Consider the following 13,752-nt stretch of genomic DNA (forward strand, 5'->3'; position numbering starts at 1 on the left):
AAATAAAAAATTTTAATAACAAAATATTTCGCGTGTACTAATTTGCATAAGGAGAGTGAGACAAGAGGCGTTCCAAAAGGTCGACTGCCCGTGCCGTTTCAATACTCATTCAGGCCAAATTATGATAGTATTGAAACAGGTTGTAACGCATGAAGATTAATTAAAAAAGGGCGTGACGCAAATGTTGAGCGTGCGTTTAAATAATATGAAGTTTCACGGCCATATTGGTGTTTATCCTGAGGAAAAGAAAATCGGTCAAGATTTAGAAATTGATGTTGCCTTGCAAACCAAAGTGGATGTGCAGCAGATCCATGATGATTTGACTCAGACCATTAGTTATGGCGCCGTTTATCGTCAGATTCAAAAAATTGTTTCAACTAGCCGGGTGGACTTAGTCGAAACGTTGGCGACGGACATTATGAATGCCATCAAGGCTACTTATGCTGAACAAGTAACTCACGTAACTGTGCGGATTCGCAAGTTGAATACCCCAATCGATGGCATTATGGATAATGTGTAGATCGAGGTGCAGGGGTGATGCCAGAAGTCTATTTAAGTATCGGGGCTAACTTAGGAGATAAAGTTGGACAGCTGCGAACGGCGATTGCTGAATTAGCAGCCAAGCCGGAAATTGACATACTGGCAACTTCTAAGTTTTACCAAACGGCACCGGTGGGCGGTGTGCCCCAAGATGACTTTATCAATGCTGCGGTTCGTCTTGAAACGGCATTAACACCAAGTGCCTTATTAGAGGTGCTGCATCAGATTGAGCAGGGGTTACACCGGGTTCGGAAGATCCATTGGGGACCGCGAACGATTGATTTGGATATTATTTTTTATGATCATGAAACGGTGCAAACCGCTGTTTTGACAATTCCACATCCGGAAACTTTTAACCGTCGTTTTGTATTGGTTCCTTTGTTAGACATATTACCCCCGACTGATCCCTATTATGCCCAAGTGAAAGTTGCTCAAACGCAATTAGGGGACACTCAAGCATTACAAGTTTTTAATGGAGTGTGAATCGTATTGAATGAAACAAACCAACAAGCAATTGAACAAGCCGTCAAGCAGATTTTAACGGCTGTGGGTGAAGATCCTAATCGGCCTGGTCTGCTGGAAACACCAGCCCGGGTGGCGCGCATGTATGCAGAAGTATTTAGTTCCTTGTCAGAACAAAAATTTACGGACTACAAAATTTTTGATTCCGATCATGATGAAGACGAGATCGTTCTAGTGAAAGATATTCCTTTCTATAGTATGTGTGAACATCATTTATTGCCTTTTTTTGGTACAGCTACGGTAGCTTATATCCCTAAAGACGGCAAAATTATCGGCTTAAGCAAGATTCCAAGATTGGTAGATTTTGTTACTAAGAAACCAACGCTACAAGAGAATGTAACAGCTGATATCGCGACAAATCTGGCTGATATTTTACATCCAGCAGGTATTGCAGTGATGGTGAAAGCACGGCATATGTGTATGGAAATGCGCGGGGTCAAAAAGGCGAATAGCCAGACGCGCACCAGCTTTTATAGCGGCCGTTTCAAAGAACCTCAGACGCGGCAAGACTTAATGTTGCAATTACAGGACATTTAAAATGACAAAGGTCAACGATGAAGTTCAATTCCATGAATATTTAAAATTAATCAAAACCACGATGCGATACGGTTCTGAAAATCGTATCGAATTGTTGCGGCAAGTCCTAACAGCGTGTGACCACCCAGATCTGAGTTTTAAAATTGTGCATATTTGTGGGACTAACGGTAAAGGGTCGACTGGCTATTTGATTGGTGAGTTATTGCAGCAGGCGGGCCTGCGGGTTGGGCGATTTTCGAGTCCGGCAATTTATGAAGATCGAGAAATGATTCAACTTAACGGTCAATTAGTCAGTTATGCGGCCTTTAATCAAGCCTTTAATGAATTATTGACGGCTTTACAGCAGCGGCAGCTAGCTTTAACCCAATTATCGGAATTTGAATGCTGGTTCTTGATTGCAATGCTGGTTTTCCGCCAAGCGCAAGTGGCCTGGGTGATTTTAGAATGCGGGCTCGGCGGTGAGTTGGATGCCACCAATGCCATTGCGACAGCAGCTTATGATGTCTTTACCCATATTGATTTGGACCATATGGCTTTACTGGGCAATACGATTACCGCCATTGCTACCACTAAAGCCCGAATCATTCGCCCACAAGCCGAAGTGATCAACTATCCGGCGCAATATCCAATAGTGGATCAGATCATTGCCGATTTGGCGGCTCAGCGTCAAGCCTATTATCATCACGCTAAAACCAGCCAGCTAGTGGTTCAGCGGGCTGATCTGAATGGCACAGACTTGCTTTTTCAAACACAGGAGCAAGCTATTCCGTTACATTTAAATTTAGCTGGTGCCTATCAGGTTAAAAATTTGGCGACTGTCTTGGCATTCGTTCATGTTTATAATCAAAAAGTGCAAACAAGACTTATTACGACAGAGATGATTCAGACTGTTCTGCAGTCGGCCACGTTAATGGGTCGATTGACGCGGGTTCATAAGCAGCCACCGGTTTATATTGATGGTGGTCATAATCCTGACGCCATGCGTGGTATGCTGCCGCTATTAGCTCAAACCAGTCAAAAGCATGAATTGATTATTGTTTTAGGCTTTTTGGCTGATAAGAATGTCCAAGCGGCGCTACAAAATTTTCGGACATTATCAGCTTACTTTATCGCAACAACGCCTGATAATCCTAAGCGTGCCTTACCGGCAGCCACGTTAGCTGATTGGCTGATTCAACAGTTGCCTGAGGCAAAAGCTATTCAAGCACTAGCTGCCCCGCGAGCAGCTTATCAGCAAGCTTTAGCTCTGGCAGCAACACTCAAAGATCCAGTGATCTTTGTCTTGGGTTCTTTTTATTTACTGCGGCAGGTACCAAGGTCATGAAACAACCAATTCTAATCGCCAGCAATAATCAAGACAAGTCACAAGAACTTAGTGCAATTTCGGCGTTGTTTGGGCTACAGGCAGTTAATTATCAAACCGTTGCCGCAACCAAGTTTCAATTTCCAGAAGAGACTCTTGACTACGGCCAAAATGCGCAGCAAAAAGCTGAGTTTATTTGGCAGCAATTGCAGCAGTCTTATCCAGTTTTGGGTGATGATTCAGGCATTCATCTTGATTTTTTACCCAATCGATTTAATGAAGCTACAAAAAGAGAATTTGCAAAAAGCAGTCAAAATCATGTAACATACTTACTACAGTTATTGGAGGAAGCGCCGTTAGAACGGCGGGGCATTACGATGGTCACACATCTAGTGCTGCGAAATTATCGGGGAATCTACCACGCAACCGGCTATTTAACCGGGCATGTTGCACTGCAAGCCATGGGGACGGGCGGATTTGATTTAGACCGTATTGTCATCTCAACTGGTTTTCAGCAGACACTTGCTCAGTTATCGCCAATGGTTCGGATGCGCTTGGGGCACCGTTATCAAGCTATGACGCACTTAATCCAACAAATGAGGTAATTGATATGAAAATATCTGAGCAAAAAGATCTATTCCAGTTGGCAACACGGACAACCTTTGATCCCTATCAAATCCAATTGACTTTGACCGATTTAACAACGGCTGAACAAGGTTGGCTGCGGCCATTATTGGCAGACCTAGATGTCTTATATCAGCAATTGGGCACTAATTTTGCAATTAAATTTGATATCTATCAGTTTGAAGCTTTTAAGCATGCATTTTTAACCCATGAATCAGCAACAGCTTTACGCACGCAGATCCAACAAATCTGGTCAGAACATCAGGTTTGGTGGCGTGGCCGTAACTTTAGCTTAAATTTGACCACTGATCCTATTGTCTATTCGATCATTAATACCTCACCAGATTCGTTTTATGATGGTGGGGTATTGAAGGACATGGACACGGTCATGCAGCGGGTGGCAGCGGACGTTGAAGCCGGTGCAAAGGTGATCGAAGTTGGTGGTCAAACAACACGACCGGGCTTTAAACCGATTACGCCAGAAGTTGAGATTAAACGCACTGTCCCTCAGGTCAAAGCAATTAAACAAGCCTATCCTGACATTGTTGTGGCGGTGGATACGTATAAGACACCCGTTATGCGTGCAGTGCTAGCAGCCGGTGCTGATGCGATTAATGATGTGAATGGCTTCAATGATGATCCAGAGAAATTTAAATTATTACGGGAATATCAACCAGCAGTATTGACGATGCATGAAAATCGCGGACGGCCGTATAAGGATAGTTTGACGCCAAATATTCGCCAATTCTTCAAAACTAATTTGGAAATGTTACTGCAGGAAGCTGACTTGGATTATGAAGCCATTGCGCTGGACCAGGGTATCGGTTACTCTGCAAATGCTGATAATATTCAGGATTTCGCTTTCATGCGGTCTTTAAGTGAACTTAATATTTTTGGTCGGCCGACCATGGTCGCTGTTTCGAATAAGGGGTTTTATGGCAAACTCTTGGGTTTGGCTAAAGACAGTCGTTTATTACCGACCATTGTCAGTGAAACGGTCATGATCCAGCAAGGTGGTCGTTTGATTCGTGTTCATGATGCCAAGGCAACCGCAGATATGATTAAATTGCTAAAGGCCATTAATACCTCATTTTTGATTGATAAGGAAAATGATGAAATTAAAAGTTGATCTAAATTGATTGATTTAATTTAAAAAGTACTAATTTCAGTGGTTGATCGCTGAAATTAGTACTTTTTTTGCAAACATCACCACGTGTATAATAGATCCATTAGTCATCATTAAATAGGGTGGGGATGTTGTGCAACACAAACGCATTAATTTTACTTTTGAGATTTTTCTATTGTCAGCTAATTTACGCGTGGCAATTACGGCTTTACCGCCGCTGACCAATAAAATTCAAAGTTTTTTCCAACTTGATTCAGCCCAAATGGGTGCCGTCACTACGATTCCACTTTTGTGTTTTGGATTTTTATCGATTTTTGCTGGTCAGTTAATCAAACGCATGGGGACGACATTTACTCTGCGTTTAGCGCTAGTTATGCTGGCAGTGGCTAACTTATTGCGCGTATATGTGAGCTGGGGCTTATTTGTAGGGACGGTTTTTGTTGGTGCAGCCATTACGTTGTTGAATGTGACACTACCAACAATGATCGTGGAATGGCATCCGGAGAAATCTTCATTTTTGAATGGTGTTTATACGGCTTCTATCAATTTATTTTCGGCGTTGGTCGGTGGCATTATCGTGCCTTTGGCCAATCATTTTAGCTGGCAGATTGCCATCCAAATGTTTTCGATTCCAGCAATTATTGCCTTTATCGGCTCGTTATTTTTGGGACGCGCGCAAGGCCCTGCCGCATCAGAACAGGCGACCGTGGCAGCTTCTAGAAATACGGCCTATCCAGCAGCGTGGCGCCGACGTCATGTCTGGTTACTAGCCATTTTTATGGGATTACAATCTTTTGTTTTTTATACGTTAGTTGCTTGGCTGCCGAGTATCATGATGTCTCATCACAGTTCCGCGACTAAAGCCGGTTGGTTAGTAGCCTTGTTCCAAATCATTGGGATGCCATTTTCATATTTTGTACCCCGGGCAGCGCACAGTCGAGCCAGGTTATTTAAAGTGAATTTGGCATTTGCCGTAGGATATTTGGTAGGTATCGGCTTAATGTTCACCACTAGTTCAGCAACACCAGTTTTAGTTATGATCAGTTTGCTATTAGGGATCACGACGGCAGCAACTTTTTCACTGTCATTGAGTTTGATCACTGAAATTTCAATAGATGGGGCAGATGCCAGCTCCGTAGGCGGCTTGGTTCAGTCAGTGGGGTACTTATTGGCTGCCAGTGGGCCGACAATTTTCGGTGCAACGCGCCAATTGAGTCATAGTTGGACCGTGCCATTAATTGTTTTACTTGTAGTCGCAATCGTTACAATTATTTTTGGCCAAATTTTTATTCAGTCCAGTCAAAAAGTCATTTCTAAATAATTAAAGTTCGAATAAACGCAAAGTTTGTTAAATGAAAGCATTTTTTCGCATATGGGTAAACAAAAGAGAGTGAGACAAAAGGCGTTCAGTGGCCGAGCACTAACAAGAGTCACGATAAATGGTGGGCTTTTCCATTTGAGTGATTCGTCGTTGAGTGAGGACATTGCCTTTTGGCACACGTTTAAGCAATAAATATTCGTAATTAACAAGTGGCTGAAAACAAAACGTTAGTTTTGTCTCAGCCACTTGTTAATACTCATAGGTTTTTATTTTACGCGCAGCAACGTGTATTTCTTTTTACCCTTACGGATAATGACGAATTTGCCGTCAAAGTCAGTATTTGGATCGACTTGAAAATCAAGATCTTGCTGGCGTTCACCATTGATGTAAATCGCGCCGTTCTTGATGTCCTCGCGTGCTTGGCGCCGAGAAGGTTCGATTTTGGTATCGTCCACCAGTAGTTCAACTAGTGGCCGAACTTCATTTTTGATCGTAACGCTTGGCATGCCTTTGAATCCTTGTTCAATTTCATGGGCAGTTAAAGTCTTTAGTTCACCGGAGAATAAAGCTTTAGAAATATGTTCAGCTTCTTCAACAGCAGCTTTACCATGGACAAATTCAGTGACTTCTTCGGCTAGACGTCGTTGTGCTAAGCGTTTCTCAGGGGCAGTCTTAACACTTTCAGCTAAATCATCGATCTCAGCTTTACTTAAGAATGTAAAGTATTTTAAGTATTTGACGACATCGCGATCATCTTGATTTAGCCAGAATTGGTAGAATTCGTAAGGTGTCGTTTTTTCTGGATCCAGCCAGACAGCCCCACCAGCCGTTTTACCAAACTTCGTACCGTCAGCTTTTAACATTAAAGGAATTGTTAGGCCAAATACCTTAGCTTCTTGGCCTTCTTGACGATGGATAAGGTCAATACCAGCAGTGATATTGCCCCATTGATCAGCCCCACCAATTTGTAGCTGTACATCATGTTCTTTATATAGGGTCAAGAAATCGATAGATTGCAGAATTTGGTAAGTGAATTCAGTATAAGAAATACCGACTTCTAAGCGGGAAGCAACGATTTCTTTGTTCAACATGGTATTGACGTTAAACAATTTACCAAAATCACGTAAGAAGTCTAATAAGCTGATCTTGGATAGCCAGTCATAGTTATTAACGATCGTAAAATTATCCGTACCAAATAGTTTTTCCATTTGGCCAGTCAATGCAGCTTCATTGTGTTTGACTTGATCCATGGTTTGTAAAACACGTTCAGATTTTTTACCGGAAGGATCGCCAATTGCACCAGTACCACCACCGATGACGATAACGGGATGGTGGCCGGCTTCTTGGAAACGTTTAAGCATCATGAAGGGAATCAAGTGGCCAATATGTAAAGAGTCGCCGGTTGGATCGACACCACAATATAGAGAAATGGCTTTTTCGTTGACAAGTTCTTTTAAGCCCTGTTCATCAGTCATTTGGTTGACTGCACCACGCCATGCTAATTCATCAATGATTTGATTTTGCTTTACTTCTGTCATAAGATACCATCCTTAAATTTAGAATAAAAAAAAGCCCAATCGAAAAAATCGATTGGGACGAATCAGTCATTTGATCCGCGGTACCACCCGCGTTATGCTTACGCATCAACTTGAATGATCCATAACGAGATCAGTCGGTTAGTCCATATGTTTCTGCGTAATTCATGCTTAGGAGATTCATCGGTTCTCAACAATGCCGACTCTCTGGCGAAGGGCTCCTATCATTACTATACAGAAAACTAATAAACTTAGAATAACTGAATTAATACGCAAAATCAAGCAAGGAGACGGATAAATGACTGAATCAATTAAGTTAGTGGTGTAAATTTAATTGTTAGCTGTTGTTTAGTTGCTTGGGCAATTTCTGATAAAATTTTAGTAGATACAGTCATAGAACCATTTTCAATTTTTGAATTGTTACAACTAGTTTTGCCGCGTCTTGTTTGGGGAGGCTGTCTAAGAACTCTTTGAATTCAGACTAATCGCAGTAATCAAACTCTATTTTCTTCATTGATTTATGATAGCCTATAAGCTATCGCAGGGAAATTTGTAGGCATTAATTAATGAAACAAATGCTAGCTTTCAATAATTGGATAAATTCTTATAAAAATTGACACCATATTGGAATTCTTTCACGTATTATAGTATGTGTAAGATTATGTCAAGATTAAGCGAGGCACCTAATGAACGAACTAACCTTTCGAACAGCAACCTTCAAAGATTTGGCGACAATCGTTGCCATATATAATGAAAGTATTCCCGGCCGGCTAGCGACGGCAGATACCGAACCGTTAACCGTTGCGGCACGACAGCCTTGGTTTACGGCACACCAGCAAAGTCATCAAGGCATCTGGGTTGCTGTCTTAGCAAATAAAATCGTGGGCTGGTTCAGCTTTTCAGACTTTTATGGTCGTCCAGCTTATAAGCAGACAAAAGAAATTTCTATTTACTTAACTGCTGCGGTACAGCACCAGCATTTAGGTCAAAAAGTATTGACTTTTGCGGAGACAAAGGCCAGACAACTCGGTTTAGAAACGATTGTGGCTTTTATCTTTAAGCACAATCAACCCAGTGTACATTTATTTAAAAAAAATCATTATCAAATATGGGGCGATTTACCTGACGTCGCAATTATGGATCAAAAACATTATTCGTTATTGATTTTAGGTAAACAGCTTACCCCTAGCGTTGTGGGAGGCAACAGTTGATGAAACACAGATATAAATTTGGCTTCATGACCTTATTTTTAGTTGGCTTGACCACTAGTATTTTATCCACTTCAGTTGTTTTAGCAGATGAAGTTAGTGAGGCGCAAAATGCGTTAGATGCGAATAAAGCGCAAAGTAATGACTTGAATCAGCAAATTCAAGATCAAGAGAATAAGGTCGCTCAATTAAACAATCAAGTCGCTAATAAAACTTTAGAGATCAGTAAAACCCAAAAGAATATCAGTGCTAACCAGGCCAAATTAGCAAAACTAGATACTAAGATCACTAAGACCCAAAAAGAAGTTAAGCAAAGACGGCAAACTTTGCAAAGTCAATTAGTGAATCTGCAAAAGCAGTCCAATAAGAGTGCTTTAGGAAATGTTTATGCAGATTTTATTTTAAGTGGGTCCGATTTATCGGATATTGTGAGCCGAGCTGTTGCTGTGCAAAAAATCAATACTGCTAATCATGCGGCTTTGACAGCCTTAACGGATGCCCAGCAGAAATTACAAACTTTTAAAGATCAACAACAAACTCAACAAGCGGCATTGGTCAATGCTAAGCAGCAGCTAGAAACGGAAAAGGCAAAATTAGATACTGCTAAGTTAGAAGCGACCAACCAGCAGACGCAGCTGCAAAACCAGTTGAATGCGAACCAAGCAGCTACTTCTGGTCTGCAAGATCAGCTGAAGGCTGCTCAGGATAAGCAAGCTCAAATTGAAGCTGCCTTAAAAGCAGCCCAGGCTAAAGCAGCACAGACGCAGACTGCAACAGCGAATCAACAGACGGAGGCAACAAGTGCTGCAACCACGGCAACGGCATCTGGGGCCGATTTAGCTGCGAATAATAGTGATTATCAAGCTGCACTCAATGCCAATTTACCTAGTAGTGCTGCTAATAACAAGATTATTCAAGATGCCATGCAATATTTAGGTGTCCCCTATGTGTGGGGTGGTACGACTCCGGCCGGTTTCGATTGTTCAGGTTTGGTTTATTATTGTTATAAACTAGAAGGTAAAACTGTGCCTCGAGTTTCTCAGGGCCAGAGCACAGTTGGGCAATATGTGAGCCTAAATAATTTACAACCAGGCGACCTATTATTCTGGGGTGGTGTTGGTACCGCCCATCACGTAGCTATTTATATTGGTAACGGCCAGTACATTCATGCACCGCAACCGGGTGAGAATGTCAAAATCGGAAGCATTGCTTGGTTCCGACCTGATTTCGGCCGGCGTTATTAAATTTAAGTTCTGAACAGTTAATCCTTTTGTCTAACTAGGGGACTATGCTATGATTGTCAGTAAATAATTTAGGGAGCGACAAAACGATGATGAGGACACAAGAACGTCATTTGATTGTGATCACTGGCGCTGCCGGTACTGGCAAGACAACGGTCAGCCACTATTTGGAGCAACAGTTTGGGGTAACCCGAGTATTGACTCATACGACGCGTTCACCTCGGCAAGGTGAGACTGACGGGGTAGATTATTATTTTGAGACTGAGGCCTCATTTTTCAAAAATCATTTTATTGAACACGTCACTTATGGTGGGCATTTATATGGCTCTTCTGAAGAAGGGCTGGAGCGAGCCTTTAAGAAGAATCGCTTAGTATGTCTCGTGTTAGATACGGCTGGTGCCCAAACTTATTTACAACGTTTCCCTGAGTTAGTAACGATTTTATATTTAACGGTCAATGATCCGGATCAGTTAAAAGAACGGATGGTTCAACGTGGTGACAGCGTGACGGCTTTACAGCAGCGCATTCATTCAGATGAGTATATCCGTGATTTGCAAGTTCCAACCTCATTACAGCGGCATGTCAAGATCATTGTCAATGATCATTGGCAAGCAACGACGGCTAAATTGAATCAGTTAATGTTGCAGCTAGACGATTGAGTTAATTTTGCAGTACTTGCTGGATTTGTCGGTGTACGCGGTGCCGTTCGGTTGATGTAATTTTTTGAAATGATTGGCCATTGATCAACTGTTCCGTGCCGTTAAGCTGATCAGATTGAATATGATGGATGCCTTTACCACTCACCTGACTAACTGCGAGTCTTGTAAGTGGTAAATTTGTTTTAAATCCAGCGTTTTTGGCAATGCGAAGGTATTTTGGTAGATTGTGCAGTTGCTTTTGCTGCGTCAATTTTTGAAAACTGGCCTTGAGGACTTGCTGCTGGCGGAGTTGTCGGCCATAGTCGCCTCTGGGATCCTGATAACGCATCCGCATGTAACTGAGCGCTTGGCTTGGGGTTAAAGTCAGCTTACCCTTTGTAAAGTGATGATGATCAAATGTGAAGTCCAGTGAATTTTGAACGGTTATTTTGCCAACTGCCTGCATGATTTGGGTCACGCTATGCATATTTACCACAGCATAATAAGAAATCGTGACATTTAATAGAGTCGCAATTTTTGCACGTACCAGTTTAAGGCCACCTACCGTATAGGCGCTATTGAGTTTGAGTTGTTTACCGGCAATCTTAATAGGAATGTCGCGCTCAATACTTGTCAGATGGCAAAGGCCTTTTTGTGGGTTGATCGTGGCTAGAATCATCGTGTCGGTGCAGCCACGGTCATTACGGCCTAGAGCACCAGTATCTGTTCCTAAAAGCAGGATATTAAAGGGCTTTTGGGTAGCAGCGGTAGCGGTAGATCGTGGTTGGATACATAAAAATAGACTAAGTAAAATCATCAAAATAAGGCTCATTTTCATAATTTTGTGAGTTGAATTTATTTTAGAAAACAATAGGCTTACCTCCAAATATTTGTTGAGGTAAGCCTACTTTTTTAATGTGGCATTTCCGTGGCAAAGTGGATCGTTACCGAAAATCGGTGTTGTGCTGCTTTAACAGTTAGCTGGCCGTGATATTTTTGAACGATTGCTTGAACAATAGCCAAACCAAGGCCACTGCCAGATTCTGTCGTACTTCTTGAGGTTGCGCCAACGGTAAATGGCTTTAGGAGTTGGGCACTGTCTTTGATCGTGCCATTAAACGAGTTGGTGACCGTTAAGACGAGCTGTGTGTTGACAAGGGCCAATTGGATCGAAATCGGTCCTTGATCAGCGTAACGGATAGCGTTGGTTAATAAATTGGTCAACAGGAGTTGGACATCCAATTTTGCAAACTTAACTGAGGGCAGATCTTTGGCAATCGTAAGCTGAAAGGTCAATTGCTTTGTTTTAGCAAGCGGCTGCAGGCGAGCCAATTGTTGGTTTAAGACATCGGCTAGATTTAATGATTGGATAGAGTCTGAGGGTGCTTGCTGTAATTTGATCAATTTCAGCATTTGATTAATGAGTGCCGTGAGCTGTTCTGTTTGGCTAATGATCTCAGCACTGGCTTCAGAAGTCTCGATACCATCTTTAATAGCATGGGCATAGGCTTCAATCACAGTTAAAGGCGTTTTTAGCTCATGCGCTAAATCAGAGCTTAGTTGCTGAATAGCCTTGTTTTGCTGTTGTAGATCTGTCTCATGCTGCTGAATGGTTTGACTCATGAGATCAATATTTTTCCCCAGTTCACCTAATTCGTTGGCAGGGTAGATAAGCATCGGACTGAAATCTTGTTGCCTGATTTGTTTAGTTTTATGTTGGTAAGTGCGAATCGTTCGAATCAAAGGTGTCGTAAATAAAAGGATCGCAATGATCATGAGCACCAGTAGTAATAGCAGCATTGCCAGATAAAAGCTAATGAAAGTACCAGCCGTCTCTGTGAAGTGTACGGTTGACAAACCGACCAGATAGATACGTTGATGATATAAAAACATTGTGGTCATAAAGGTCGATTTCTGCTGTGTTTGATTATAATTTTTAACCACTGTTTCGCGATTGTGGACACGTTTTAAATCATGAGTCGTGACCCAAATCTTTTTTAAAGCAACACCTTGACGTTGAAATTTAAGCTGAACTTGTTCGTTAAAGTCAGCCAAATTATATTTATTTGCGGATAAGGTAATGACACTAGCGCCATATTTATCCTGGATTTGCTGCTGACTGCTGCCTTGATGGACAGCGTAAGTTGCATCGGTAACCTTTTGCCGTTGGCTATACCAATAAAAATAAGGCAGCACGTATTTCGTACCTAAAACGGTAAATAGAGAGCCGAGCAATAACACCATTAGAACAATGGCTAAGAGCTGCTGCCGTAAACTATGCATTTTCTTCAAAATAATATCCTAATCCTCGCTTATTCTTAATGATATTTTTATCAACTTTTTCTCGAATTCTTTTGACGTGAGTATCCACAACGCGTGGGTCGCCATCAAAATCTAAGCCCCAGATACGATCAATCAGCTGTAATCTTGAAAATACCTGTCCAGGTTGTTGCGCTAAAGCATCGAGTAACTGAAATTCTTTATTGGTTAAGGTATAGGTTTGACCTTGCCAGATGATTTCTTGGTTATTGCGGTTAAGTGTCAAATTGGTCAGGCGCCGTACATCGGATAGATTCAATAAGTGTTGAATCCGTAACAATAAAATATCTGGATTGAAAGGTTTGCGAATAAAATCATCGGCACCATTTTTGAGTGATGTGATCTCATCTTCAGGCAGGTCTTTAGCGGTCAACATGATGGTTTTGGTCATACCAAGTGCCTGAATATAACGAATGACCTCTAAGCCATCCACTTCGGGCAGCATCCAATCGACAACGGCCAAATCGATTGGCTTAGCATCAATCAAATCGATTGCTTCAGTACCGGTCGCCGCTGTCAAGACAAAAAAATGGGCGCGTTCAAGATATTTCTTAATGATTTTTTGTAAAGGTAGGTTATCTTCGACAATTAAAATGTTCATAATTCACCTCAATATAATTAATAACGCATGTTTGTGTCAATTCTGTGACATTGTTCATAAGCAAACTTATATACCGATATAAAAGGATTTTTTATAGAAAAATTAATAAATATTTCAATTTTGTCACTTCGAAAGCTGTCAAGTGTAATGTTTCCTTTGTGTTCCTGTAACACTCCTGAAACAAACGATGTGTATTATAAATATCGTTGGTTGATTGATAGTCAGCTATTTCAAATT

General features: G+C 41.6%; 14 protein-coding genes. 10 read left to right on the forward strand and 4 right to left on the reverse strand.

Annotated features, from left to right (window positions below; translation table 11 throughout):
• The first annotated feature begins 181 nt into the window (after positions 1-181).
• The 7 genes from folB to FHQ08_RS05015 all read left to right on the forward strand — a co-directional run bounded on the left by folB (position 182) and on the right by FHQ08_RS05015 (position 5,973).
• On the forward strand, positions 182-520 hold the full coding sequence (gene folB, locus FHQ08_RS04985; RefSeq protein ID WP_230913326.1) for a dihydroneopterin aldolase: 339 nt from the start codon (positions 182-184) through the stop codon (positions 518-520).
• Between the two features lie 17 nt (positions 521-537).
• Positions 538-1,023 (forward strand): 2-amino-4-hydroxy-6-hydroxymethyldihydropteridine diphosphokinase, encoded by a 486-nt coding sequence (gene folK, locus FHQ08_RS04990; RefSeq protein WP_230913294.1) that lies wholly within the window; start codon positions 538-540, stop codon positions 1,021-1,023.
• A gap of 6 nt (positions 1,024-1,029) precedes the next feature.
• Positions 1,030-1,599, forward strand: coding sequence for a GTP cyclohydrolase I FolE (gene folE, locus FHQ08_RS04995; RefSeq protein WP_230913295.1), 570 nt, complete (start codon positions 1,030-1,032; stop codon positions 1,597-1,599).
• A 1-nt stretch (position 1,600) separates the two neighbouring features.
• A complete protein-coding gene (locus FHQ08_RS05000; RefSeq protein WP_230913296.1) occupies positions 1,601-2,923 on the forward strand; it encodes a bifunctional folylpolyglutamate synthase/dihydrofolate synthase in 1,323 nt (440 codons plus the stop codon).
• Positions 2,920-3,507, forward strand: a complete 588-nt coding sequence (locus FHQ08_RS05005) for a non-canonical purine NTP pyrophosphatase (RefSeq protein ID WP_230913297.1) — start codon at positions 2,920-2,922, stop codon at positions 3,505-3,507. Before FHQ08_RS05000 ends, FHQ08_RS05005 begins: the two co-directional genes overlap by 4 nt.
• A 5-nt stretch (positions 3,508-3,512) precedes the next feature.
• Positions 3,513-4,655 carry a dihydropteroate synthase gene (gene folP / locus FHQ08_RS05010; RefSeq protein WP_230913298.1) on the forward strand — a complete coding sequence of 381 codons (1,143 nt, stop codon included), beginning with the start codon at positions 3,513-3,515 and terminating at the stop codon, positions 4,653-4,655.
• A gap of 130 nt (positions 4,656-4,785) precedes the next feature.
• The gene (locus FHQ08_RS05015) at positions 4,786-5,973 is read left to right on the forward strand and encodes an MFS transporter (protein WP_230913299.1); all 1,188 of its coding nucleotides are present in this window, start codon (positions 4,786-4,788) and stop codon (positions 5,971-5,973) included.
• Between the two features lie 266 nt (positions 5,974-6,239).
• Here FHQ08_RS05015 and tyrS read toward each other — a convergent pair whose 3' ends face one another.
• The gene (gene tyrS, locus FHQ08_RS05020; protein WP_230913300.1) at positions 6,240-7,511 is read right to left on the reverse strand and encodes a tyrosine--tRNA ligase; all 1,272 of its coding nucleotides are present in this window, start codon (positions 7,509-7,511) and stop codon (positions 6,240-6,242) included.
• Between the two features lie 683 nt (positions 7,512-8,194).
• Here tyrS and FHQ08_RS05025 point away from each other — a divergent pair.
• From FHQ08_RS05025 to FHQ08_RS05035, 3 genes are all read left to right on the forward strand, one after another.
• Positions 8,195-8,719: a GNAT family N-acetyltransferase gene (locus tag FHQ08_RS05025; protein WP_230913301.1), complete on the forward strand. Its 525-nt coding sequence runs from the start codon at positions 8,195-8,197 to the stop codon at positions 8,717-8,719.
• Positions 8,719-9,960 carry a C40 family peptidase gene (locus FHQ08_RS05030; RefSeq protein WP_230913302.1) on the forward strand — a complete coding sequence of 414 codons (1,242 nt, stop codon included), beginning with the start codon at positions 8,719-8,721 and terminating at the stop codon, positions 9,958-9,960. The genes FHQ08_RS05025 and FHQ08_RS05030 overlap by 1 nt, the downstream gene beginning before the upstream one ends.
• Positions 9,961-10,046: 86 nt before the next feature.
• Entirely contained in the window at positions 10,047-10,616 is a 570-nt protein-coding gene (locus FHQ08_RS05035) for a guanylate kinase (protein WP_230913303.1), read from the forward strand.
• A 1-nt stretch (position 10,617) separates the two neighbouring features.
• On the opposite strand, the gene FHQ08_RS05040 is transcribed toward FHQ08_RS05035, so the two are convergent.
• The 3 genes from FHQ08_RS05040 to FHQ08_RS05050 form a co-directional block, all read right to left on the reverse strand.
• On the reverse strand, positions 10,618-11,433 hold the full coding sequence (locus FHQ08_RS05040; protein ID WP_230913304.1) for an LCP family protein: 816 nt from the start codon (positions 11,431-11,433) through the stop codon (positions 10,618-10,620).
• Positions 11,434-11,507: 74 nt separating this feature from the next.
• Complete coding sequence (locus FHQ08_RS05045) at positions 11,508-12,878, reverse strand: sensor histidine kinase (RefSeq protein ID WP_230913327.1); 1,371 nt, start codon at positions 12,876-12,878, stop codon at positions 11,508-11,510.
• Positions 12,871-13,515, reverse strand: a complete 645-nt coding sequence (locus FHQ08_RS05050; protein ID WP_230913305.1) for a response regulator transcription factor — start codon at positions 13,513-13,515, stop codon at positions 12,871-12,873. The genes FHQ08_RS05045 and FHQ08_RS05050 overlap by 8 nt, the downstream gene beginning before the upstream one ends.
• Positions 13,516-13,752 lie beyond the last annotated feature (237 nt).

Origin of the sequence: Agrilactobacillus fermenti (assembly GCF_021030645.1) — a bacterium.
Lineage (GTDB): Bacteria > Bacillota > Bacilli > Lactobacillales > Lactobacillaceae > Agrilactobacillus > Agrilactobacillus fermenti.